This window comes from Halotia branconii CENA392 (assembly GCF_029953635.1).
GTDB lineage: Bacteria > Cyanobacteriota > Cyanobacteriia > Cyanobacteriales > Nostocaceae > Halotia > Halotia branconii.
In genome coordinates this window covers 4662019-4687767 of sequence record NZ_CP124543.1, presented here as the reverse complement: position 1 = coordinate 4687767, position 25749 = coordinate 4662019, and the positions used below count along the sequence as shown (strand labels likewise).

General features: G+C 42.0%; 18 protein-coding genes. 15 read left to right on the top strand and 3 right to left on the bottom strand.

Annotated features, from left to right (window positions below):
* Positions 1 to 692: 692 nt before the first annotated feature.
* The 5 genes from QI031_RS20565 to QI031_RS20545 all read left to right on the top strand — a co-directional run bounded on the left by QI031_RS20565 (position 693) and on the right by QI031_RS20545 (position 8127).
* Positions 693 to 4658 carry a CHAT domain-containing protein gene (locus QI031_RS20565; protein WP_281481511.1) on the top strand — a complete coding sequence of 1322 codons (3966 nt, stop codon included), beginning with the start codon at positions 693 to 695 and terminating at the stop codon, positions 4656 to 4658.
* 87 nt (positions 4659 to 4745) lie between these two features.
* A complete protein-coding gene (locus QI031_RS20560) occupies positions 4746 to 5213 on the top strand; it encodes a hypothetical protein (protein ID WP_281481510.1) in 468 nt (155 codons plus the stop codon).
* Between the two features lie 39 nt (positions 5214 to 5252).
* Positions 5253 to 5903, top strand: coding sequence for a Uma2 family endonuclease (locus tag QI031_RS20555; RefSeq protein ID WP_281481509.1), 651 nt, complete (start codon positions 5253 to 5255; stop codon positions 5901 to 5903).
* Between the two features lie 122 nt (positions 5904 to 6025).
* Positions 6026 to 7537: a C-3',4' desaturase CrtD gene (crtD, locus tag QI031_RS20550; protein ID WP_281481508.1), complete on the top strand. Its 1512-nt coding sequence runs from the start codon at positions 6026 to 6028 to the stop codon at positions 7535 to 7537.
* Positions 7538 to 7758: 221 nt separating this feature from the next.
* A complete protein-coding gene (locus QI031_RS20545; RefSeq protein WP_281481507.1) occupies positions 7759 to 8127 on the top strand; it encodes a Dethiobiotin synthetase in 369 nt (122 codons plus the stop codon).
* A 143-nt stretch (positions 8128 to 8270) separates the two neighbouring features.
* Here QI031_RS20545 and QI031_RS20540 read toward each other — a convergent pair whose 3' ends face one another.
* Positions 8271 to 8882: a hypothetical protein gene (locus QI031_RS20540; protein WP_281481506.1), complete on the bottom strand. Its 612-nt coding sequence runs from the start codon at positions 8880 to 8882 to the stop codon at positions 8271 to 8273.
* Positions 8883 to 9056: 174 nt separating this feature from the next.
* On the opposite strand from QI031_RS20540, the gene QI031_RS31765 reads away from it, so the two are divergent.
* From QI031_RS31765 to QI031_RS20500, 10 genes are all read left to right on the top strand, one after another.
* Positions 9057 to 9275, top strand: a complete 219-nt coding sequence (locus QI031_RS31765; protein ID WP_425525978.1) for a hypothetical protein — start codon at positions 9057 to 9059, stop codon at positions 9273 to 9275.
* Positions 9276 to 9397: 122 nt separating this feature from the next.
* Positions 9398 to 9736 carry a Uma2 family endonuclease gene (locus QI031_RS31760; protein ID WP_425525977.1) on the top strand — a complete coding sequence of 113 codons (339 nt, stop codon included), beginning with the start codon at positions 9398 to 9400 and terminating at the stop codon, positions 9734 to 9736.
* Between the two features lie 323 nt (positions 9737 to 10059).
* Positions 10060 to 11019 carry a ribonuclease Z gene (locus tag QI031_RS20530; protein ID WP_281481505.1) on the top strand — a complete coding sequence of 320 codons (960 nt, stop codon included), beginning with the start codon at positions 10060 to 10062 and terminating at the stop codon, positions 11017 to 11019.
* An 816-nt stretch (positions 11020 to 11835) separates the two neighbouring features.
* On the top strand, positions 11836 to 14049 hold the full coding sequence (locus QI031_RS20525; protein ID WP_281481504.1) for a GumC family protein: 2214 nt from the start codon (positions 11836 to 11838) through the stop codon (positions 14047 to 14049).
* Between the two features lie 79 nt (positions 14050 to 14128).
* On the top strand, positions 14129 to 14353 hold the full coding sequence (locus QI031_RS20520; RefSeq protein WP_281481503.1) for a ferredoxin family protein: 225 nt from the start codon (positions 14129 to 14131) through the stop codon (positions 14351 to 14353).
* 445 nt (positions 14354 to 14798) lie between these two features.
* Positions 14799 to 15074 (top strand): BrnA antitoxin family protein, encoded by a 276-nt coding sequence (locus QI031_RS20515; RefSeq protein ID WP_281481502.1) that lies wholly within the window; start codon positions 14799 to 14801, stop codon positions 15072 to 15074.
* Between the two features lie 649 nt (positions 15075 to 15723).
* A complete protein-coding gene (locus QI031_RS20510) occupies positions 15724 to 16461 on the top strand; it encodes a PEP-CTERM sorting domain-containing protein (RefSeq protein WP_281481501.1) in 738 nt (245 codons plus the stop codon).
* A 207-nt stretch (positions 16462 to 16668) separates the two neighbouring features.
* Positions 16669 to 16812 carry a hypothetical protein gene (locus tag QI031_RS31755; protein WP_425525976.1) on the top strand — a complete coding sequence of 48 codons (144 nt, stop codon included), beginning with the start codon at positions 16669 to 16671 and terminating at the stop codon, positions 16810 to 16812.
* A gap of 54 nt (positions 16813 to 16866) precedes the next feature.
* Positions 16867 to 17655: a hypothetical protein gene (locus tag QI031_RS20505; RefSeq protein WP_281481500.1), complete on the top strand. Its 789-nt coding sequence runs from the start codon at positions 16867 to 16869 to the stop codon at positions 17653 to 17655.
* Positions 17656 to 17947: 292 nt separating this feature from the next.
* The gene (locus QI031_RS20500; RefSeq protein WP_281481499.1) at positions 17948 to 19261 is read left to right on the top strand and encodes an NF041680 family putative transposase; all 1314 of its coding nucleotides are present in this window, start codon (positions 17948 to 17950) and stop codon (positions 19259 to 19261) included.
* A gap of 755 nt (positions 19262 to 20016) precedes the next feature.
* Here QI031_RS20500 and QI031_RS20495 read toward each other — a convergent pair.
* Positions 20017 to 22815 carry a response regulator gene (locus tag QI031_RS20495; protein ID WP_281481498.1) on the bottom strand — a complete coding sequence of 933 codons (2799 nt, stop codon included), beginning with the start codon at positions 22813 to 22815 and terminating at the stop codon, positions 20017 to 20019.
* A 2-nt stretch (positions 22816 to 22817) separates the two neighbouring features.
* A complete protein-coding gene (locus QI031_RS20490; RefSeq protein WP_281481497.1) occupies positions 22818 to 25676 on the bottom strand; it encodes an ATP-binding protein in 2859 nt (952 codons plus the stop codon).
* Positions 25677 to 25749: the final 73 nt, after the last annotated feature.

Below are 25749 nucleotides of genomic sequence, written 5' to 3'. Positions count from 1 at the left end.
TTAGGTCGCTTCTATGGATATGGAAGGGTCGTTTACAGATTCAAGGAAAGCCTTTTTTGTAATAATTAGCTTCCACATACCATCTAATCTCTTGAGTGACGTACCTACACCAAATCAGAGATTACGGTAGCAGTAGTTGAGGAAATGGGGCAAAGATTCGCCCGTAAATCTCGGAAATCCAAGCCTCAAGCAGCAACGTTGTAGAAAATAACTCGACAGTTGCACTTAAAAGGTGCAACGTTAAAGCTCAGAACTCGGATGTTGGAGTAAATTGCTCGGCGTTTCGTGTTCTGAGCTTGATTTTTTGAGTAAATTGCTCGGCGTTTCGTGTTCTGGAGTTGACGTTTTAAGTAAATTGCTCAACGTTTCGAGTTCAAAGGTTGAAGAGTGAAGTGAACAAGGCGATCGCAGCAGTATTTTATACAAAAATGCTCATTACTAAAACGTAAACACTTAAAATTTAGTGAAGTTAATATAGTAAAAATGTTCTCAGCTTTTTGCCAGTAACAATGCCAAGTCAAGATTACAAATTTAAACGGTTCTGGTATCCCTTATCAGTAAATCTCAATTACGCTTGCGGCAATTATTTATGCAATCCTGAAGAAAAGTGGGGACATATATCTAATCCTGAATTACTTGCTTTTGATACCATCTTAGAAAAGCCATGTTTGGTGCTGCTAGGGGAAGCTGGTATGGGCAAAACTACAGCAGCCGAACACGCATATTTTCAAATCAGTCAGAGGCTTAGTGGTTCAGAAGATAGTTGTTTGTGGTTCAAACTTATTAACTATGAATCAGATAGGGATCTGTGTGATGCAATCTTCCGCGACGAAAAGTTTCAGGCTTGGCTTAGAGGAAAACATAAACTATATCTTTTTTTAGATAGCCTAGATGAAGGATTACTTTGCATCCGTAAAATTGTCATTATTCTCAAGCGTGAAATAGAAAAGCTACCTTGTGATCGTCTATATTTTCGGATCACTTGCAGAACGGCTGACTGGTCAAGCAACTTGGAGCAAAAGCTAAAAGATAAGTGGGAAGAAACTAATGTAGGAGTCTACCAGCTAGCTCCTCTACTTCGAGAAAATGTAATTGAAGAAGCAAATAAGAGTAGGATAAACTCTGACGATTTTTTACAGGAAGTTTTCAACAAAAATGCTATTCCTCTTGCTATCAAGCCAATAACATTAAAATTTCTTTTGGGTATTTACCAAAACGGACGATTTCCTTCTTCTCAGAAAGATTTGTACGAAGAAGGCTGTTTACAAATGTGTGAAGAAGTTAACCCAGATCGCCGTGATTCAGACAATATTGGCAGTTTAAGTGCCAAAAAGCGATTAATTATAGCAGGTAGAATTGCTGCATTGCTTTTATTTTCCAATAAGTCTGCTATCTGGATCAATCCAGAATACGGGGATATGCCTAAGACTGATATTGCTATTGGTAATTTGTGTATAGGTAAAGAACATATTGATCAGCAAGAGTTTTCCTTTGACGAAAAGTGCATTAAAAAAGAAATTTTATCGATTACAGAGTTATTTTCTTCGCGTGGACAGCATCGAATCGGGTTCGCCCACCAGACTTATGCTGAATTTCTTGCTGCATGGTACTTATATCACCATAAAACACCTTTGAATAGGATAATGCAACTGTTTGTTTCACCTGAAGATCCTGAACGTAAGTTAATACCTCAACTTCATGAGACATCAGCGTGGTTAGCTAGTATGAGAAATGATGTACTTCAGGAAATTATGAAAACAGATCCTGATGTATTGTTGCAAAGCGATATACCAACAGATGCAGATGTTCGAGCAGCGATAGTTGATAGCTTATTAAAACATTACGAGCAAGGAAAGTTATTTGATTTAAATAGAGATAATTATTTTCGATACGGAAAACTTAAACATTCTGGATTGACTGTGCAATTAAGTCCATATATTCAAGATTCTAGCAAACCACTTCAGGCGCGAGATGCAGCAATAGATATTGCTGAAGTTTGTGAAGTAAATGAACTTCAAGAAGAGTTAGTAAATGTAGCACTTGATTCATCCCAATTAATAAATCTCAGAGTTAGTGCTGCAAAAGCAATATGTAAAGTTGGGAATACCAGTACAAAAATGAGGTTAAAACTACTAGCTGTTAATCAATTACCAGAAGATGAGAATGACCAACTGAAAGGATATACTTTAAGAGCAGTTTGGCCAGATAATCTGACCGCAGAAGAATTGTTTAAGGTTCTAACTCCGCATAAACGGAGAAATTTTATGGGAGCGTATCGAGACTTTCTTGACTTTAAACTTGCAGAAAAACTCCAGCCAACTGACTTACTAGTGGCTCTTAACTGGCTTGAAAAGCAGAGTCTTAGAAGTTTTAGACACCCATTTGAAAGACTTGCAGATGCAATACTCCTAAAAGCATGGCAAAATTTTGATTTTCCTGATATTGCAGAAAGTTTTACTAAAGTGGCTTTAATACAGTGGAGAGAATACCAGAAAATTATAACTTCTGGCAATGAACTTCAAAAAGAATTTGAATCATTAGTCATTAATGATATTGATAAACGACACAAATTTATTGAAGAATCAGTTATAAAAGTTGCACAATCAGGAGAAGATATATATTTTTTATTAGATTCCTTAACAAGAGATATCCTTTTAACAGAAGATATTTATTGGATGCTTGAAAAACTCAAAAATATTGATACTCCAGAAGAACGAATCTGGGTAGAATTAATACAGTGGAAATTCAATCATCAAGATTTAAAGCAGAGAGATGCTATCCTCACAGCTACACAGACTAATAATATATTGCGTGAAGAGTTTTACAAAGCTGAGAATTTGAGGTCTGAATATCAAAGAAGACAAGAAGAGAAAAATATTAGACAAAAACCTCTTTTATATCCATCGCCCAAAGAGCAAATTATTATATTTCTGGAGCAGCTAGAGTCAGGAAATTTATCAGCTTGGTGGCAACTAAATATGGAGATGATGCTTGAGCCAGACAGTGAATTTTATAAACATAAATTTGAATTAGATTTAACAAAACTCCCTGGATGGCAAGAAGCCGATGTCAAAACTCGTGAGAGAATCATTAATGCTGCTAAAAAATACATTGAAGAATATAGTCAATTAGCTTCTGACTGGATAGAGACAAACACGTTTTACGAACCAGAATCAGCAGGATTTAAAGCTTTATTGTTACTTTTGCAGGAACGCCCAGAAACTTTAGAGACTTTATCATCTCATATATGGCAAAGATGGGCATCTATTATCGTTGGCTATCCTTACAACAGCCAAAAAGAAGAATTTTATAAAGAGCTAATAAAGTGGTCATATCTGAAAGCTCCTAGCGAAACTCTGAATACGCTAGTATCAATTATTGATAAAGAAAATAAGAAAGATAATCCTATACTTATTCTTCATAAATTTGAAAAATGCTGGGATGAGCGTTTCCAAGCAGTTCTTATAAAAAAGGCTAGAGATACTGCAATTAAGTCTGAATGTCTAGAGCAATTACTTGAAGAACTTTTAAATAAAAAATCAACTGAAGCTCGACAGTTTGCTCAATCCCTGGTTTCTATTCCCTTACCTTTAGAAGAAGAAGCACATCAAAAAGCTTTAGTTGCAGCTAAGGTATTAGTCGAGTATGCAGAACCTATTAGTTGGGCAGTTCTTTGGTCAGTTATTGAACAAGATACAGATTTTGGAAGAGAAGTATTTGAAGCAGTCACTAACCGCTATGTGCGTGGTATTGATTTAAATCTGACTGAAAAACAACTAGCTGATTTGTACATCTGGCTAGTTTGGCAGTATCCTCATTTTGAAGATCCCGATCACAGTAATGAAGTTCTTGCTCATAATATTGGTGTTAGAGAAAGCGTTGCTGAATTGAGAGATGGTGTTCTCACACAACTGAGAGACACTGGCACATCTCAGGCTTGTACTGAAATTGAGCGTATTTATAATCAGTTTCCTGAATTAACATGGCTGACAAGAACTTTGTTTCATGCCAAAAATATTATGCGACGCGAAAATTGGGAACGACAATCATTTAGACCAGAGCAAATTCTCCAGATTATAAATATAAAGGAATCACCCACTATGAAGACAATTCTTATCCTGGCATCAAGCCCAGTTGATGAGGCAAGATTACGTCTTGATAAAGAAGTGCGCGAAATTGATGAGGGGTTACGTCGAGCTCAAAAACGCGATCAATTTAAATTAGAGCAAAGATGGGCTGTTCAGACTGATGATTTACGTCGAGCCTTACTAGATACCGAACCACAAATTGTTCATTTCTGCGGACATGGATCAGGTAGTCAAGGACTAGTGATAGAAGATGAGAATGGACAATCAAAACTAGTGAGTAACGAGGCTCTAGCAAATTTATTTAAATTATGTAATGAACACGTCGAATGTGTTCTCCTTAATGCTTGCTATTCTGAAGTGCAAGCAGAGGCTATTTTTCAGCATATTGACCATGTAATTGGAATGAATAATGCAGTTGGAGACACTGCTGCAATTAAGTTTGCTATGGGATTTTATGACGCTCTAGGGGCTGGAAAGTCTATTGAAACTGCTTATAAATTTGGATGTAATGCAATTGAGCTAGAAAATATTCCAGAACATCTAACTCCAAAATTGAAGAAGAAACAATAGCTTGATATCTTTTGTGCTAACAAGTGATCGTACCCCAACCCTTATCATCCAAACTCAGATATAGAACAAGCAAGTAAAATCAATAAAATGGTAAAACAAAATTTTCAACCAGAATATACGCCAGTATCTCCGTCAGATGCTTTTGAAAACCTATCAACTATCATCCAGTTCAGCGAAATATCAACATTAAACAAACTTTCTTTTGACCCCGATGCTCTTCCTATTTGGGAACTGGTAGCGCAAATTTCTGCTGAAGTCCCTGATGAAGAATGGCAAAAACTACCTACAGATCTAGCTAGAAGATTTGATTATTATCAGCGATCGCCTTCCAATCACCATCATTCAACCTCAGAACTTGGAAATTCCACTACAGAACACCAACATCCGAGCAAAAAGCTCGAAACTTCACCTTCTAAACTCCAAGTTTCACCTTCAGAACACCAACGTTGCACTTTTGAACTCGAAACTTTGACTTCAAAGCCTGAAACTTCACCCTCCAAACTCGAACATCGGACTTCAGATGTCAAAGTACCGAGCAAAAAACTCGGAATGTGAGTTACAAGAGATATAGCTTACTGGCAAAAGGGTTAGACAATGAGTGAACCTCAAACCCAGTTACCTACAGATGTATGGATTCCTGCTTCTTGGCAAGAATATTTGCAGGTACTTACTCAACTACAGACCGATAAGGCGAAAAGTTATTACTACAAAGGACATATAAGGCTGGAAATGCCACCAGTTAGTTTTGATCATGGTCATGACCACGTAGTAATTATATTTGCTGTGAGTCTATTTGCCACACTTAAAGGAATTTTAGCCACAGGTTTAGACACAACTACTTTTCGGAAAACTAAAGTTCAGGACTGTCAGCCTGATGTAGCGTATTACCTCAGAGAATACGCCCAAACTATCCCAACTAATACAGGAATTGTCAACCTTGATCGCTACCCTGCACCAGATTTAGTGATTGAGATTGCAAAAACATCTCTACTGGATGACTTGGGTACAAAACGAAGCCTCTACGAAGAATTAGGCGTTACTGAGTACTGGGTAGTAGATGTGCAAAATGTCCAAATCATTGCATACACTATGGCAGACCAAGGTAGTAAACGTATTCAAGAATCGCAGGTTTTACCAGGATTGGTAATTGCAATTGTAGAAGCAGCCTTACGCCGTAGCCGTGAAACGAGTCAATCTGAAGTTGGAACTTGGTTATTCAGCCAGTTTCAGCAAAAGGATAGTTGAACATTAGCTGTAATGACAATTTTGACTAAAAAATGTGCAGCTAGGACGCATACTAGCTTTCTACAGCCATTACCCGATAAAATTATGAATAGTAATATTAAAATTTGTAAATATAAATATCAATGTCTAACGTCTTTATTGACAAAAATCAACCTCACGTCATCGTCATTGGTGCAGGAATCGGCGGACTGACTGCTGGGGCATTATTAGCTCGTAGAGGTTACAGTGTCTTAATCCTAGACCAAGCTATTGTACCGGGCGGCTGTGCTTCCACATTTAAACGCCAGGGATTTACCTTTGATGTGGGAGCAACTCAGGTAGCAGGATTAGAGCCAGGAGGGATTCATCACCGGATTTTCTCAGAATTGGCAATAGATTTACCAGCAGCAACGCCTTGTGATCCGGCTTGTGCGGTGTATTTACCTGGGGAAAGTATCCCTATTAACGTTTGGCGCGACCCAGAAAAATGGCAAGAGGAACGGCAAAGACAGTTTCCTGGTAGCGAACCCTTTTGGCAGTTAATGGCAACATTATTTAATGCCAGTTGGGAATTTCAAGGACGCGACCCTATATTACCGCCGCGTAATTTGTGGGATTTGGGGCAGCTAATTCAAGCAGTGCGTCCTAGTACATTAATTACCGCACCCTTCACTCTCTTGACGGTAGGAGATGCTTTACGGTTATTTGGTTTAGGAAATGACCAACGACTGAGAACATTTTTGGACTTGCAACTAAAGTTGTATTCTCAGGTAAATGCAAATGAAACTGCATTGCTGTATGCCGCAACCGCTTTGAGTGTATCCCAATTACCCCAAGGGTTATTTCACCTCCAAGGTAGTATGCAAGTATTAAGCGATCGCCTGGTGCAAGCTTTAGAAAGAGACAATGGTAAATTGTTGATGCGCCATACAGTCGAGGAAATTCAAGTAGAAAATGGCAAAGCTAATGCTGTAGTCATTAGAAATCAGAAAACTGGTGAAGTGTGGACAGAAGCCGCTGACTATATAGTTGCTAACGTCACTGTGCAGAATTTAACGCAACTATTAAAAGCACAAGCGACCTCTGGCTATAAACATCGGGTAGAAAAATTGCCCCCAGCATCAGGCGCGTTTGTAGTGTATTTGGGTGTAGATGCGAGTGCCATTCCTCTTGATTGTCCGCCCCATCTACAATTTATGTACGATGCCAACGGCCCCATTGGCGAGAACAATTCCTTGTTTGTCTCCGTCAGTCATCCTGGAGATGGTCGCGCCCCTGAGGGTAAAGCTACAATTATCGCTTCTTCCTTTGTCGATCCTACGCCGTGGTGGCAAACCCAAGATTATCAAGGACTCAAACAAAAGTATACTCAAGAGGCGATCGCTCGTCTTAACCAATACTTCTATTTGAAACCAGAAACAATTATTCATCAAGAAGCTGCTACACCCCGCACCTTTGCCCATTTTACAGCCCGCGATCGCGGTATAGTTGGCGGTATTGGCCAAAGAATACCTACCTTCGGCCCCTTTGGTTTTGCCAATCGTACACCTATCAATCATCTGTGGTTAGTTGGTGACTCCACGCATCCAGGGGAAGGTACTGCTGGGGTAAGTTATTCGGCGTTAACAGTGGTTAGACAAATTGATAGGGGTTAGGGGCATGGGGCATGGGGGAGGTAGTGCGGTCTTGGGGAGCCAGTCCGCCCTTGCGGTTTCCCGACTTGAAGGAACTGGCGTGTTTCCCCCAAGTGGAGCAACTGCCGTCATGGGGCATGGGGCTAGATTAGTGTATTCTGTGTTCTATGCTATGGCATGAAATAGTGGGTAACTAAATATACTTATTGTGCTAAAATTTACCCTAAGCTTAAGCTGAATAAATGAATTACGAAACAGCTCACAAACTCCTAATTGCTCAAACGCTAACAACTGAGGAAAACCCAGATGCCCTGTTAATGCGTATGAAGCAGGGAAAAGCGCCAATACCCGGTCAGATTACCTCAATTTTATTAGCGTTAAAAGTGGTGTTTGAAGGTCTTAAAGAAGATTCTAGTCTTGATAGAGAATTGGCTTTTGCTCTTTATCAGTTAGGTGTTAAAGCCCAACAGATATTTGTTGCAGGGCGCAAAGCTGGAGTTGATTGGCCGCCACTGTTAAAGGAAGATTTGTTAAGAATTTCTCTAGCGACTGAAAGTATTTTTTCTGGTGTATGGCAAACTCCACCTTCTGGGGTGTTAGGAAAATTTTAATATGGGGCATTGGGCATGGGGCATCCCTACCCTTCGGGAACGACTCCGTCGAACGGCTTCGCTCAGGGCAAGTGGGCATGGGGCATTAGACATGGGGAAGAGAAGGATGACAAATTTAAAAATTTCATCCTTTCCTTGTTTAATTAACGAGTTCGTAATTCAGTTTCTAATTTATCTAAATCAGTTTTGAGTAAAACTGTCATTTGACCCGTGAAGGCTTTGCCTGTTTTAGGTTGGGCAATTTCCATCCAATAGGCATAGCGATCGCCTACACGCAATTCTCCCCGTAAAGCTTCCCGAATCGGAGTTTTGGCATGACGAGCAGAGTTAACAGTACTCTGGCTAGGATATTCGTACAGCACCTGAGCGCGATCAAAATCTTGATAGATATTTAAGCCATAAATCACCCGTAAGGATTCCTGGAGACGTTGAAATGACATACCATTAATGGCATCATACATAGCCAAACGCTCACTGCGGATTCTACCCCGGTCTTTGGTAAATACCACTTTACCAGGGGGCAACACCGATGCTTGAAATGTAAATCGCTGGGCAGCTGTATCACTTTTCTGCACATACAGTTGTTCCCCACTACGGGAGCGTAATGTGGGATGGGCTTTCATCCAAGTAGTTACTTCTTCAGTACTTTGCCCTGGTAAAGCATTAGCCTGAGAATCGAACAGCATTCCCACGCATAGCCAGGGAACTAGAGAAAAGGGCAAAACCAAAAACTTCAGCAGAGATTTTTTGAGCATTTTCCTATTCGGGACTTACATTAAAACCAGTTATCAGTTATCAAATATCTTTTGACTGATAACTCATAACTGTTAACTGGCATAACAATAGGTTTCCCGTTTTACAGGAGAATTATTTCAATACTGAGATATTGCACTTACAAAAGCATCGTTTGTTTTTAGGAATTGATCGTATTGGTAATTCTTCCTGCCTTTGCTGATAATAGTTTTAGAGCTAATTATTCCAGAGGTTTGATTGTGGTCTTTGCTGATACCAGTTCCTCAGATGTAATAACAACTCGCCTGACATTAGACGAATATCGGGCTATGGAGAAAACTAATCCAGAACGTCATGAATACCGGGACGGGGAGATTATTACTATGTCAGGAGGTTCAGAAGTCCACAGTGCGTAGACGCGAAGCGGCTTGTCGTGAGACATCGCTAGCAACTTATTAATTTACTTGGGATTTTTGCTGAGAGACACCGATTTTCGTCTGTATAACAGCGACTTGCGAGTTTGGATTCCTGAATATCAGTGCGGTACTTATACCGATTTAATGGTAAACCAGAATTTAATGACGATCGCAATGATGAAATCCTCAATCCTTTGCTCATTATCGAAGTTCTATCGCCCTCTACCGAAGCTTATGACCGAGGCGACAAGTTCAGAAAATATCGCTCTATTGGCGGCTTTTGTGAATATTTACTTGTCAGCCAAACTGAACCCTACATTGAGCAGTATCACAACCTTGATAGTAACAGTAATGATCGTTGGCTATGGCAAGTTCACTCTCACCTTGAGAGAGCGATCTTTTTGCACAGTTTAAATGTAGAAATTGCCTTAACAGAAATCTATCGTCGCATTAATTTTTAATATTGCTGGATACAAATTAGTGTTAAGTGCTTGAGTTTTGAGGTGGTTGACCAAATAATTACTAATTAGTAATGACGCTCCTACGTCGCTACCGCTTGCGCTCTAAGCGCAGCTATAATGATCAGTCTTTACCCGAACACGATATGACTTACGCGCAGCGGTACTAGCTTATAGATGGCAGACAATCTAGAATATATAGGCAATAAGCTGAATTAATTGTCTGGTTCAGTCTAGTGTTAGCTTCCAGCTTTGCACGCCAAAAAATTGCATGATTATAAAAGACAAAGCGTCAAATTGAGCAAGAGGTAAGGCTAAAAAACGCTGTGCAGATAACATTTTTAGGGACAAGTTCTGGTGTACCCACAAGAGCGCGCAATGTTTCTAGCGTTGCTTTAAGACTACCCCAACGGGCAGAACTGTGGTTATTCGACTGTGGCGAAGGTACTCAGCATCAAATTCTGCGGAGTGACCTTAAAAGTAGTCAGCTATCCCGAATTTTTGTTACCCACATGCACGGCGACCATATTTTTGGCTTGATGGGACTTCTTGCTAGTTGCGGTTTGGCTGGTAATGTGGAACGAGTTGATATGTATGGCCCACCTGGATTAAATGAATATATCCAAGCTGCTTTACGGTATTCTCATACCCATTTTTCTTATCCCGTCAAAGTTCATACTGTCCGCCCCGGTGTCATTTTTGAAGATCATGAGTTCACCGTTAGCTGTGGTCTTTTGCATCACCGCATTCCAGCTTTCGGTTATCGCATAGCAGAAAAAGACCGACCAGGACGCTTTGATGTGGAAAAAGCCAAGGCTTTACAAATTCCTCCTGGTCGCATTTATGGTCAACTCAAGCGCGGTGAAACGGTGACACTTGCCGATGGGCGAGTGATTAATGGCAAAAATCTATGTGGTCCTACAGAAATCGGTCGCAAGATTGCCTATTGTACAGATACAGTTTACTGTGAGGGTGCTATTGAACTAGCTCAGGATGCAGATGTGTTAATTCATGAGGCTACTTTTGCTCATCAAGATGCAGATTTAGCTTTTCAGCGTTTACATTCTACAACTACGATGGCAGCACAAACAGCTTTAGTTGCTAAAGCAAAGCGATTACTTATGACTCATTTTAGTCCTCGCTATGCTCCTGGCAATACCCTGGACTTGAAGGATCTGCTTTTGGAAGCTCGGGCAATTTTTCCTAATACAGACATGGCTTATGATTTCATGACTTATGAGGTTCCCAGACGACGGCAAGTAGAGTTAACTGATGTCAGGGTTTGAACTGGGAATAGATTACTCCGACTAACTAAGACCGCGATCGCTGCTACTATTGAACCGGAAACGATTAAATAAGTTTACCAAATCTTCATTTAAAAGTTCAAATATAAACTGAAAAACATACTATTATTTATTTTTTATAGATATCAAAAAATACTACAGCCGTTTGATTTTATTACACAGTTTTATATTCAATCATGATTATTTATACATCTATAATACAAAACTCTTGCAATTATTTAATTGTTATTTAAGAAAATATGCAATCGTTTATATGTTATTTTTTACTTAAGTAACTTAAGAATAAACAATTAGAAATATTTTCAATTTCCTGTTATTTGCCTTGTAAAACCCCAGCTTGAGTTTCAATATTATAATTTTAAGTAACATTGATAATTTATATGGGAGTATGTTTATATACTATATTTTGTCAAAAGTATCAAATGAATGATTTTGCGATCGCAGCATTATTTAATACTGGTATAGCAATTAAACATAATTGTATAAATAATAAACAATTATTGTTAAATTAGGGTTTTTCTGACTAGTGATGATATGTTAAAGATGAGAAAATAAAGTTGGCAATCTTTGATTTAATGCTCAAAATTTAAATAACAACATTACCATTTTGCTAGAGCTTTTTAATATAAACAAAAACAATATGTATCAATTGCTTCTTAAATAATCATTGTAAAAAATCTTCATAGCTAACTAGGGAAACATTTAGTATGCTGTTGTGTCTATAGGATTATCAAAATTCATCTTCCAAATATTTCTCATAATTTCTCATACATATTGTTTCGACATTCGAGGGTTTTAATGGTGGCTAACACGAATCTAAGTCAAGAGCGACTAGTTACTAACTCTTCACCAAAGGCGAGTCGTATCAAAAAAATATCTGCAACTTTACTTCGCCAGCGCTTTCTGATTTTGGGTGTTTCTTGTTTAGTCATGTCAATTGCTAGCTTCTTAGCTGTTAATAAAAAAACGAATTACCAGAGCAACATGCAAATACTGGTACAATCCAACTTATATGAAGAGCCACAGTTAAACGATATCCAAAAAGATGCAAATATTGGATTAACAGATTCCAATCTTCAAGAAGTTGACTATAATGCTCAGATGAAATTGATGCTGAGTTCTAAGTTAATAGATCAAGCTATAAATTTGCTGCGTCCTGACTATCCCAATATTACGTCAGAAAAGATAAAAGGAAAAACAGAGGATGGGAAAAAAACACCTCTAAAAGTGACTAAATTAGAAGATAGTAAAGAAGTTAATCAATTTTCTAGTCAAGTATTTGAAGTTTCTTTTAATGACGCAGATCCAGTTAAAGCCCAAAGGGTACTTCAAGCTCTCCAGAAAGTCTATCAGGAATATAACATTAAGCAGCAAAAAGAGCGTCTAAAAAAAGGACTTGCTTTTTTTAATGCGCGTTTACCTAAAGTTAAAAAAGATTTAAATCAAGCAGAAATAAATCTAGAAAAGTTTCGCAAAAAGCATAATTTACTAGATCCAGAAGTTCAAAGTAAAATCCTCTTAGAATCTCTAGGTGATATTCAAAAGCAGCTACAAAGTACTCGCGCCCAGCTGCAAGATGTACAAGCCCGCTATTCTAGCCTAGAGCAAAAAATGGCAGTTTCATCCAAAAACGCAGCAATTTCTGCACGTTTAAATAAGTCAGTTCGCTACCAGTCGTTATTAAATGAGATGCAAAAGACTGAACTGGCTCTGGCTAAAGAACGGTTGCGCTATACAGAAGCATCTCCAAAAATAGAAGTACTAGAACAGCAACGCCAGAGTCAACTAAAGTTATTACGGCTTGAAGTAGAGCGATCGCTAGGTGATAAAACTAGTAGTAATATAGAATCACCAATTACAGCTGGGCAAATAGTAGGAGTTGACCCGCAACTACTGCAAGAGTTGATTCAATTGCAGACAACTTCTTTAGGACTAATTGCTAATGAAAAAAGTTTAGCGGCATCCGAACAGCGAATCCGTTCAGAACTGAGCAAATACCCCAGCCTGATAGCAGAGTATAACCGTTTATTACCAGAAGTAGAAACTCAGCGTAAAACTCTTGAGCAACTGCTACAAACACAGCAGTCTTTGGGATTGAAAATTGCTCAAGGAGGGTTTGATTGGCAGGTGTTAGAAGAACCGCATTTGCAACCCTCCACAAATGACAACAGATTATTGATTTTAGTTGGAGGTCTAGTAATTGGGCCACTGTTAGGCGTTGCAGTAGCCTTAACTTGGGGAATTTTTAGTCGCACCATTGGTTCTGTACAAGAATTACAACAGTTAACAAATCTGCGATTGCTCGGATTAATACCAAAACTAGCATCACGTAGTCCTAGAAAGCGCCTTCCCAGTCTGTCTATGAACAAGCGGCGAAACTTAGCTCCTTCTTTGGTAGAAGCTAACACTTGGTTGCCTTGTCACGAAACCTTGGATATGGTCTACCAAAACATTCAAATATTAAATTATCCCTTTCCCTGCAAGTCTTTGATGTTGACTTCAGCCCAAACTGGGGAAGGTAAGACAACCTTGGCTTTAGGGCTGGCTGCTAGTGCTGCCCACATGCATCGACGGGTACTATTAATTGACGGCAATCTCAGGCATCCTCATCTGCACAAAATTCTTAATCTATCTAATGACTGGGGATTATCTTTGTTATTAGTCGATGAGGCAAATTCTGACGCTCAAGATTACATCCAGCCAATTCATCCTGCTATTGATATTTTGACTGCTGGCCCGACACCAGAAGATACCGTCAAGTTGCTTAGTTCTCAGCGAATGACAGAACTAATCAAGTTCTTTGAGCAAATTTATGATTTAGTATTGATAGATGCTCCGTCAATTTTAGGCACGGTAGATGCCAGAATTTTAGCAGCTCTTTCTAATGGAATCATCATGGTGGGGCGTATTGGTCAGGTAAGCCAAGCTGAAATAATTCAAGCAACAGGAATTTTGAGCCAGTTGAATTTAATTGGAATTGTTGCTAATGAAGTGAGCAATGCCCAAATCTAGAGAGCAGATCTTACTCCCTGCCTCCCCCCTGCTCCTGCTAGGCTAGAAACAGCTGATTCAAAAGAGAGGGAATCGATAAATGCCGCACACAATTGTTACTGACATTTGCGAAGGTGTTGCTGACTGCGTAGATGCTTGTCCAGTAGCTTGTATTCATGAAGGCCCAGGCAAAAATACTAAGGGAACCGACTGGTACTGGATTGATTTTGCCACCTGTATTGATTGTGGTATATGTATCCAAGTTTGCCCTGTAGCAGATGCGATCGTCCCAGAAGAAAGACCCGATCTGCAAAAAACCCCGTAAGGTAGTAGGACAGGCGATCGCATAACTTGCAACTTTAGTAAGGTGCATACTTTGCTAATGCACCTTACCAAACAAGAATTTTACATTTTTTTAATCGTTCATAAAATACTTTCTTGTACTCAAAAACGTATCATTCATAAATAGGACTTACGCAACGCCGATATTGTCATTGCGACCGGAACGGAGTGTAGGGAAGCAATCCCAGCGTTAGGGTAGATTACTTCCCGCCACGCCTTCGGCTCGCGGCTTCGGCTTCGCTCGTAATGACGGAGTTACGTTATTTTTACGTAAGTCCTGATAAAATACTTTCTTGTACTCAAAAACGTTATGCCGCAAGTCCTTGATTGGGACAGTAGTTTGAAGTTACTTGCTAGGTTAATCACAATCAACATTACAGAACGTGAGGATTGCACTCGTATTATTTCTGCAAGGAAAGCAACGAAATATGAACAACAAACCTACTTCGAGCAACTCTCAAACTGATTGGCAACGATTAGATGCAATGAGTGATGAGGATATTGATTTGTCAGACTCTCCAGAGATTACACCCGAAATGTTTGCTAAGGCAGTAGTGCGACGAGGTTTACCTGCTACAAAAGCCAAGGCTCAAGTTACACTCCGCGTTGATAGCGATGTGTTGGAGTGGTTTAAGTCTCAAGGGCGAGGCTATCAGACACAGATCAATCAATTGTTACGAGCGTATATGGAGGCACATCAATAACAGGCAGGTTGATATTGCAGATGAAAACGAAGATTGAAGCGGCATAATGGGAACGTTAGGTGGCTTGAACTTCTGGTGACGGTACATGGAGCATATCTAACAGTCTTGCAAGAGTCTATGCAAGTGAGTATGAGAGGTAAGGTCAGTTTGTGCTTATAGATACGTTAGGATTGTTATGTTATGTCCATCAAAATGAGTTACAGCATCAAGAAGCGATGCAATTACTTTGAGCAGAAAGACTTTATCAGATTGTTACAGCTAGCCCCCTAACACTTTCTCAGATCTTTCTTCGCGTCTGTGCGATCGCGCATCAAGGTGGCATTGGCACTACGACTCATATCGTGTCTGGTCAAAGACTTATTATTAAAACCGCAGGGGGCAGCACTTCGGCTTACTTCGGCTTCGCTCAGGCTAAACTCAGTACAAGACGCTCAGTGACCGGGAGCAGAGGGTAAAGAGGGTTTCCTGATTTTTGCACAGATGCAGTAATTATAACTAAATATAAGTTTTAAATAAAAAACTTATATAATATTAACGAACTTTTTGTAAAAATTGAGAAACTATCTAGTCAATAACCTCAAGTAGCCCTTAAGCTCCTATTCAAAGGTATGTAGAATCCGCGCACATTACAACATGGTATCTAGAACTCATGAAAATACTCAGTGTGTTACTTAGTTCTAAGTTTCTAACTCTTGGTTCGGCTACTGTAGCAATCAGCTTGATGTCTGCTCAAAGTGCTACAGCTGGAACATTTGATCTTTCTTTTACTAAGTTATCTGGCTTGACTGGTGGTAATCCTGAAGGAACAGCTGTTTACCGTGCCGATTTATCTAATATTGGCTTTGATATTAGTTCTATCAATATTACGGATAGCAATAGCGGTACAGGTGGTTTCTTTGGCAAATTTAGTGGCTTTGATTTAGATGCCATCAAACTCAGTAACACTTTGATTAATAATGCTGCCAACGTCAACAGTATTACAGAATTAAATGTGTTTGACTTTAGTCCAGCGGGAACTATGTTGATGGGAGGAAATCAACGCCCTCCTATCGATCCACTTTTATTTGGTACTACTGGTAGCAATATTGATAATTTAGTTGCTACACTGCAAAGTTTCGATGGTAATTCTACAACTGACTCTAGTGTTTCTGGATTTGTTAGTTTAGGTGATGGCGGTAAAGTTGGTTTTAACCTCACAAGCCCTGTTTCTACAGCTAGTCCATTATATCTTTACATTGGAGAAGTCGGTGACAACGGTGAGGTAGTAGCAGGCCAAATAACTGTCTCTGATGTACCAATGTCGATTCCAGAACCTACCAGTCTCGCTGCTTTATCTTTAATGGGAATCTTCTTTGCAGTTCGCCGCAAGAATAGTAAAAAGCTATGAATACAGCAGAAGAACTTTATTGATGTTGAAAAACTTTTAGATGCGATCGCTCATCTTAAACAACAACATACCTTAAAATCCTCTGAACTTAGTTACACCTTAACCGAATATAGTAATCCGGTTTGATTACCGAATTTATTTGTGTAGGTAGGGAACAGGAAACAGGAAACAGGGAACAGTTAAGAAGGGATAGATATGTACTGAATCGTGTTCAAAAATCAAACAGGAGTCCTATATTTAGGTAAAGTTGCATCCATTGCCATTACTCCTAATGGTGAAATGTTAGTCAGTGGATGTACTGATAAAACTATCAGCATGTGGCAGATAGCTGATTCAACAAATGAAGTTTAAGATTTTTTAGTCTTCTGGGAATCATAAAACTTGATACCTACCCTAGAGACAAAAATGTCTAACAGTAGAATATTAACGTGGGCTTCAATAGCTGGAGCTATAACTGTTTGGAACCTCTTTTCTCCTTGGCTGCACAAAGTCTTAATTGACATGGGGCTTTCTGTTTCTATCGTTAAGTTAATTTTGTTGATCTTGCCTTTAATTCTTTTAATGGAAGTCGTTACTAAATTACTTTTGCTCCAGGCTGTGTCTCCTGTAAAATTTATTGCTACTGAAGCTAAATCATGGCCACAACTCGATCATGAAAAATTAAGTTTTTATACCTTTGAACTGCAAAAACTTGGGTTTGTCCAGTTGATAGACTACACTTTTTCTTCTGCCCCAGGTATGGCAAGATTATTTGCACATCCTGAGAAATCCTGCTTTGCAGAAGTTGGTCAGGTTGGAAGTTTGCCAATGTTCTGTAGTATTTCTTGTCGTTTAGAAAAGCGGTGGTTGTTAGCAGTAACAAACACTCCCTCTAACCCCAGCACAGATAAAGTTTGGTATGCTTTTCTTCGCCAGCCTCGCATTTTAGTCAGGCGTTTTGACCATCCACCATCCGAATTACTAAAATCTTTGCTGAAATGGCATCAACAGGTATCAACAACTCTAGGAGTTGAAATACTTAAAGACATGACGGCTGAAGCATATTTTGCAGAAGAACGTCGTAAGCGAATGCAACAAAGACAATCTCTGATTCGCAAAAGTATTATTTGGGGATTATTAGAGATGCTGTGGTTTTCTTTCAACCCTAAATCCGAATGGTTAGGAGAATATGCAAAATTTCAAGTAAGTAAATAATATCGTGTTTGGTTAAATACTTGTTATTAAGACCGCAGGGGGCAGGGGGAAAGAGGGTTTCATGCTTTTTGCACAGATGCGGAATTATAACTAATACCAATTTCCGAAAAGAATGCGACAGATACGTAGGGCTTGCTGAAAAAGTCCTCTAGTTGAGGTAGGCAATAGGCAACAGGCAATAGTTTCATCCTATTATCAACTGGAGTTTGGACTAAAAAGCTAGAGAAAAGCAGTCAGCAGTAACACTGACTGCCGTAAAGTCAATGAAAGTAATCAATAAATCATTGACGTGATGATCCTGACACAACTAGAAAAATTCCGCCAAGGTATCTACGATAGTTTGGGGAAGGCCAAAGATGCAGTATTTGAATTGATGGATGCAGTATTGACAAGTCCGAGTATCCCATCATTTGTAAGCTTGTCACAAAGCCCAGTATTTCGACGGCAATGGTCGAGCATTTATGCAGCACTACATGATAGTCGTCCACCGAAAATGTTGCTGATGAAGCTACTGGTACAGGAGGTAGAGACGGATGAACAGCCATTTCTAGCAGGAGATCATAGCTTTTGGGCAAGACCAGAAGCGAAGACACTAAAAGAAAGAACTTTTCATGGGGATAGAGGGGGGAGCATAGGCATCGGACAAAGTTACAGTACGTTAGCGTGGATACCAGAGGCGGATGGGAGTTGGGCATTACCGTTGAAACATGAACGGATAACCACCTTTGAAACGCCAACGAGTAAAGCCGCATTCCAACTAAAACTTGTCACCCGTGAGTTAGGCACTAGACCACTTGCAGCTTATGACCGAGGCTACGGCAACGCCAAATTTGTCCAAGCCACGGAGGAGATTAACGCAGACCTATTGTTGCGTTTAGCATCTAACCGATGTGTATGGGGTACACCCGGTACTTATAAAGGACGAGGCGCACCATGTAAACATGGTCACAAGTTTAAGCTCAATGACCCCCAAACTTGGCCAGAGGCAACTGAAACTCTGGAAGTTGAAGACCCGAAAGTTGGTCGAGTGAAAGTAATGCGTTGGAGTGGATTTCATTTCCTTCAGTCCCCAAACCGGGCAATGGAAATCATTCGCGTCGAGGTACTCCAACCAGTAGGACGTAATCGGAAGTTTCAACCTTTATGGCTAGCTTGGTTGGGTCAGACAATGCCTCCATTAGAGAATCTCTGGCAAAAATACCTATGCCGCTTTGCTTTAGAGCATTGGTATCGATTTGCCAAGCAGAGGTTATATTGGACACAGCCTCAATTGAGTTCTACTCGGGCCGCAGAGCGATGGAGTGACTTGATGCCCCTGCTAACTTGGCAACTCTGGTTCGCAAGAGTTGCCTGTATTGATTCCCCCTTGCCCTGGCAATCGACTCAGGATAAACTGTCTCCAGGACGTGTAGCACAAGCCTTTCCTCTAATTTTAGCCACTATTGGCACTCCTGCTCAACCCCCGAAAACTCAAGGGTTATCACCTGGGCGTGCCCAAGGGCATCAGCCACCTCAACGTCCCCGTTATCTCACTGTCAAAAAACACGCATCTAAAAAACCTAAAACCGAAGAATCACTTAAGAACGCTAATCTAACTGCTGCTTAGTTTCTGCTTCTTTTTTAACGATTCCACTTAACTCAGCCTCTAACAAAGCTGGGTAACTTTCTTTTGCCTTCTCTTCATTCCTGCTAAATGCAGATTAGTCCAAACTCAAGTATCAAGTAATTTTTAGTCACTCAATCAATTCCTCATATAGGATTTTTGAGCCTGATACCCGTATTTTGTTGCACCTCTTTCTACAAAAATAGCCCGAAAGCATTGATTTTTCTGCGTTTTACAATTATTCAGCAGACCCTACGTAGGTTGGGTTGACGTAAGGAAACCCAACACCTTCATCCATGTTGGGTTGCGCTGCGCTTAACCCAACCTACTGGTCTGTCGCAAAAGTTTTGATAGGTTAATCAACTTTTCAATTTCTCTTATTTCTCTCTTCCTTTGTGTACTTTGCGTCCTTGGCGGTTCGTTATTTTACCCCGCAAAATTAATGGGACATAGTACTACTAGCGCGACAAGCTTAATTTGCTGGGTTGATTGAATCTGTAAAATCTCTAAATCATTAAGTTTTAGCGATCGCTTTACCCAACATTTTAAGCTTGTCATGCTACTACATGTGTCGCAAACATTTTTTGAATTGGTATAATTATGTGGACATGATATGAGAGATTTATCGCATAGTTCAAAACCCGGTTTTAGGTAGGATTTTAAGGCTTCTGTGTACACCGTAGCCACCCACGTTAGCGAAGCGGGACGAAGTCCGGGAATGGAGTTTCCGTCGCTTTTAATGAATTTTGAATTGGTATTTAGTTGTGTTCTATTAGGTTGAGAATTTTCTTCACTAACTCTTTTGGTTCTAATGGTTTGCTAATATGAGCTTGAAAACCAGCAGTTAGGGCTTTTTTTTGGTCAAGATCTCCGGCATAGGCAGTTAATGCGATCGCCGGCATCGTTCCTCCCTGATTGGGTGGGCGTGAACGAATTTGTTCCATTAGCATATAGCCATCCATCTGAGCCATGCCTATATCACTCACAATTAAATCAGGAATGAAACTATCAAGTACTTGCAATGCTTCTAGCCCAGACGCTACGGCTGTCACCTTTGCACCACTTTGTTCTAGCAAAAATGCTTCAAACTTGCGAGTATCAGTATCATCATCTACAAGCAAAATTTGCAGGTTACTTAATAAGGGAGTCTGGGCGCTTGATGTTTTAGCGTCGGCTGGCTTAAGTACAGTTAATACTGACTGGTTTAAGATTGGTATTTGGACTGTAAAGGTTGCACCTTGATTCTCACCCAAGCTTTCTGCCTTGACTGTGCCACTGTGCAGTTCTACAATTTGGTGGACGATCGCCAGCCCTAAACCTAAGCCACCAAATCTGCGTGTCGTTGAACTATCCTGTTGCTGGAAATAATCAAACACGTATGGTATAAATTCCGGTTGAATGCCTTTGCCTGTATCAATCACCCGAATTTGAGCCAGTCGATCAATTTGCCTTAATTCAACGATTACTTGTCCATAATCTGGTGTAAATTTGACGGCATTGGTCAGCAAGTTCCACACCACTTGTTGCAAGCGGGCAGCATCACCAGAGATAGGTGCAGTCGGCTCTAGATTAATTTGTAACCGAATATTCTTTTTTTGTGCTGCTAAACGCACTGTTTCCACGGCAGCAGAAATAACAGAGGTTAAATTAAGGGGAACCACCGTTAACGACAGCTTGCCCTGCATAATCCGCGAAACGTCGAGCAAGTCTTCAATTAATTGTGATTGCAGTTTGGCGTTACGCTCAATCGTTAGTAGTGCTTCGCGTTGACGGACGGTATCGAACTTGCCTTTTTGCAGCAGTTGTGCCCAGCCCAAGATGGGGTTGAGGGGCGATCGCAACTCATGAGACAGCACCGCTAAAAACTCGTCTTTAATTTGGTTAGCTCGTTGTAACTGTTGTGCGTGTTGCTGAATCGAGATAATTAAGTTTGCTCGGTCGAGGGCGATCGCCATCTGCTCACCAATCAATTGCAGCAAATTGATTTCTTCTGAGGTAAAGCGAGTGCGAGTACGGCTACCAAATGAGATGATTCCCAATAACCGTTCTTGGACAATTAACGGTTGACCAATATAAGTAGTGGCACTCAGGTTGCGGACGGCTTGAGCATGAGGATGAGTGGCAATTTGGGCGCGGTCGAGAACGATTTGCTGGCGTTCTTGAGCGACCAATCCACAGAGGGATTCACCGAACTCAACCCACTCAAACGCCTCTGCCATCTCTTGAGTAATGCCGTGATGGTTTTGCAAATGCAGGATGGGGCGGTTGTCTTTTGACTCGACGATGTAGTTGTAGTAATAGTCTAACCCTAGCTGGGGTGCGAGTTTACTAAATAAATTGTGCATTAGCGTCATCGGTTGCTCGACCTCCAGGAGATCGCTGGTGATTTCATAGAGCAACCGCAAGCGTTCGTCAGCTTGCCGCTGTGAGGTGACATCGCGCATGATTTTAATAAATCCTTGCACGTCGTCGGCTTCATTGCGTAAGGGCATCACCAGGCCGCTACCCCAAAAGCGACTACCGTCTTTTCGGATATGCCAACACTCATTTTCTGCCTGTCCTTGAGTTTGGGCAACTTGCAATTCCCACCCCACGCGGTCTTGGAGGTTATTTTCAAGAGTGTAAAGGATGCGACTGTCACAGCCAATCATTTCTGCTTCTGAATACTGGAACAAGTATTCAGCCCCAGCACTCCAACTGATGATCGCAGCATTGAGATCGAGGGTGAAAATGGCATATTCCTTTGCACTTGCCATCATTAACCGAAAGCGAGCTTCACTTTGTTTGAGGGCAATTTCGGTTTTTTTGCGATCGCTAATGTCGTAGGACATTGCCAGCACAGCATCAACTTCACCGCGATCGTTACGTAAAGGTGTGCCATGAGAGATATAGTACCGACCGTGGCTATTGTGTTCTAAGGAAAACGATTCGCCATTGAGAGCTTGACGGAAGTAGGGTTCGTAGCTGGCTGCCAGGGCGGGTTCGAGGGCTTCCCAGAGTGTTTTGCCGACAAAGTTTTCAGTAGTCATGCCGGCTTGCTCCAGCGCTTCGCCTTCTGCCAGCAGGTAGCGTAAATCTTGATCCACAATGAATACAGCGCCATTGGGCAGGTTGGCTGCAACTTGACGCAAGCGGGCTTCGCTTTGGTGCAGTGCGGCTTCGGCAAAGGCGCGATCGCGCTTTTCTTGGGTTTCTCGCAGCGCTCGTTGGACACTAGACACTAACCGCCCTAAGTTGCGCTTCAGCACATAGTCGGTGGCCCCCAACTTCAGCGCTTCAATCGCCAATTCTTCGCCCATACTGCCAGAGACGAAAATAAAAGGCGTGTCAGGACACAGGTTTTGAACAATGCCCAAGGCAGAAATGCCATCAAAACCGGGCAAAGCATAGTCTGCCAAAATCAAATCGAACGTATTGGTTTCTAATGCCCTGACAAACTCAGCGCGAGTTTCCACTCGCAGCAGTTCACATTCAACGCTACCATCGGTCAGTGTCAGATTTATCACCTCTGCATCAAGGGGATTGTCTTCGAGCAAAAGAAACCGCAGTCTTGTCATGACTATCCCTCATGTTTCGGGAGCGAAAAGTAGAACGTTGCGCCCTGGTCGATTGCGCCTTCTGCCCAAATGCGTCCGCCATGTCGATGAATGATCCGGCGTACGGTGGCAAGTCCGACTCCGGTTCCAGCAAACTCCTCCTGCGGATGCAACCGTTGAAATATACTAAATAGTCGATCATGATATTTCATGTCGAACCCTGCACCATTGTCTTTGACAAAGAATACCACTTCTTGCTCCTGTTCAATCCTACCAATTGTGATGGCGGCTTCAGTGTTATTACGGCTGTACTTGACGGCATTCGATAGCAAATTTTGCAGAACTAGCCGCAGCAGTATTGGGTCAGCTTCTACCGTTGCCAATGGCTCAACTTCCCAGTGGAGCGATCGCCCGATTAGTTCTGGCTGCAATTGTGCTTGCACTTGCTGCACCAATTGACTGATATTAACAGTAGTCAAGTGCATTTCTGTCTTCCCTAGGCGGGAAAATTCCAGCAGGTCGTCTACCATTTTTTCTGCCTGAAGCGCAGATTGGATGATAATGTTGAGAGTCTGCCAACTGGATGCATCGACGAGGGTTGGATTGAGCTTGCCTTGCAATCGTTCGGCAAAGCTGCTGATGTAGCGTAGCGGCGTTCGCAAGTCGTGGGATACCGAAGAAGAAAACGCCTCTAGTTCTTGGTTAATGGCTTCTAGTTGAGCAGTCCGAGCTTTCACTTGTTGCTCTAAGCCTTCGTTGAGCGTTTGTACCGCTTGCATTACCTGTTCGCGGTTGACCGCTTCGCGTCGCAGTTGTGCCAGTTGCAGGTTGGCATTGACTCGCGCTAATAATTCTCGTGCCGAGAAGGGTTTAATTAAGTAGTCATCTGCCCCAATTTCTAAACCCTCCACCCGTGATTCTTCACCAGCACGGGCAGAGAGCAAAATAATCGGTATTGTCTGGGTATTTGGTAAAGCCCGTAGCGATCGCACCAACTCAAAGCCATTCATTTTGGGCATCATCACATCTGCTAACACCAAGTCATAGATAGCACTTCCACCACGCCGAATTGCCATCAGGGCGGCTAACCCGTCATTTGCAGTTTCCACCTCATAGTACTGGTTTAATAACCGCCTGAGGTAGCCGCGCATATCGGCGTTGTCATCTACTACAAGAATACGCGCCCTCTTGGAGCTTTGAGCGCCGCTGGAGGCAGGGGGCAGGGGGCAGGAGGCAGGGGGGCAGGGAGCAGGGAGCAAGGGGGAAGACTGGGATGGGGCTTGAACCTCTGAGCTTTGAGCGTGAACTTCCGAGCTTTGAGCTTGAACCTCTGAGCTTTGAGCGTGAACTTCCGAGCTTTGAGCTTGAACTTCCGAGCTTTGAGCTTGAACCTCTGAGCTTTGAGCGTGAACTTCCGAGCTTTGAGCTTGAACTTCCGAGCTTTGAGCGTGAACCTCTGAGCTTTGAGCGTGAACTTCCGAGCTTTGAGCTTGACCCTCCGAGCTTTGAGCGTGAACTTCCGAGCTTTGAGCTTGACCCTCCGAGCTTTGAGCTTGAACTTCCGAGCTTTGAGTGTGAACCTCCGAGCTTTGAGCTTGAAATTCTGTGCTTTCATCAAGTGCAGTTCTCCCTGCCCCCTCGCCCTGAGCGAAGCCGAAGGGCTGCCCCCTCGTCCTGAGCGAAGCCGAAGGGCTGCCCCCTCGTCCTGAGCGAAGCCGAAGGGCTTCCCCTTCTTCACCTAGCCAACCTAAGGCTTCTTCAACAAAAGCGTTTGCAGTTACAGCTGTCGATGCCAGGGTCGAGGCAACCCAGACTTGGTCGGCGGGTAGATGGGCGATTCCGGTGGGGATGGTAACGGTGAAGGTTGTGCCTTGATTTACTACGCTCGTAACCGCGATCGCGCCGCCGTGCCGCTTGACGAGTTCCTGCACCAGAGATAAGCCAATGCCTGATCCTTCATAGCTGCGTCCCTTCGCGCCTTTGACTTGATAGAATCTCTCAAACAGGTGAGGCAGTTCGGAAGCGGCAATACCTACGCCCGTATCGCTGACTGTCAATTCAACGAGCAGAGGGGAAAATTCTTCTCCCCTGCTCCCTGCTCCCTGCTCCCTTGCCTCTTTAATGGGTTTGAGCGAGACAGAAATGATACCCTCGAAGGTAAATTTTAAGGCATTGGAGAGTAGATTCAATACAATCTTTTCCCACATTTCTCGATCAACATAAATGTGATCGGGTAGGGGAGGACAATTGACAACTAACTGCAAATTAGCATTCTCAATTGCCGAGCGAAACACACTTGCCAGTTCTGCCGTGTAGATGGATAAGTCGGTGGGTTCGTAGTTTGCTTCCAGGCGATCGGCTTCAATGCGAGAAAAGTCAAGCAGCGTGTTAACCAGTTTCAGCAAACGCAAGCCGTTGCGATGTGCTAGTTCTAGCCGTTCCCGTTGTGCAGAAGTTAGGGGATTGACCGCATCGCTCAAGGCATCTTGCAGGGGAGCGAGTAATAGCGTTAGCGGCGTGCGAAATTCATGGCTGACGTTGCTAAAGAACAGGGTTTTGGCGCGATCAAGTTCTGCTAGAGATTCGGCGCGTTGGCGTTCTTGTTCGCGGGCGGCTTGTTCTTGAATCCGCTGAATTTCTGATTCACGCATGGCGGCTTCGGCGCAGGCGCGTTCGATTCTGAGCCAGAGGCGCGCGGAGAGTTCCCGCAAAAGCTCGATTTCGTCTTCGCGCCAGACCGAAGGCTTGTTGCGCGTGACACCCAGATCGAAAACCCAGCGTCCGTTGCTTAAGTACGGCGTATTGACGATCGAACTGATGTCGAACGCCTCAAACGCTGCGATCTGTTCGGGTGTACGTGTTCCGTCGCGCACGTCGTTCACGATCATCGAATGTCCGGTAGAAAGCAGACGGTGTTCCTCTTCAGTATGATAATCGGCGAGTATGAAGCTCCCG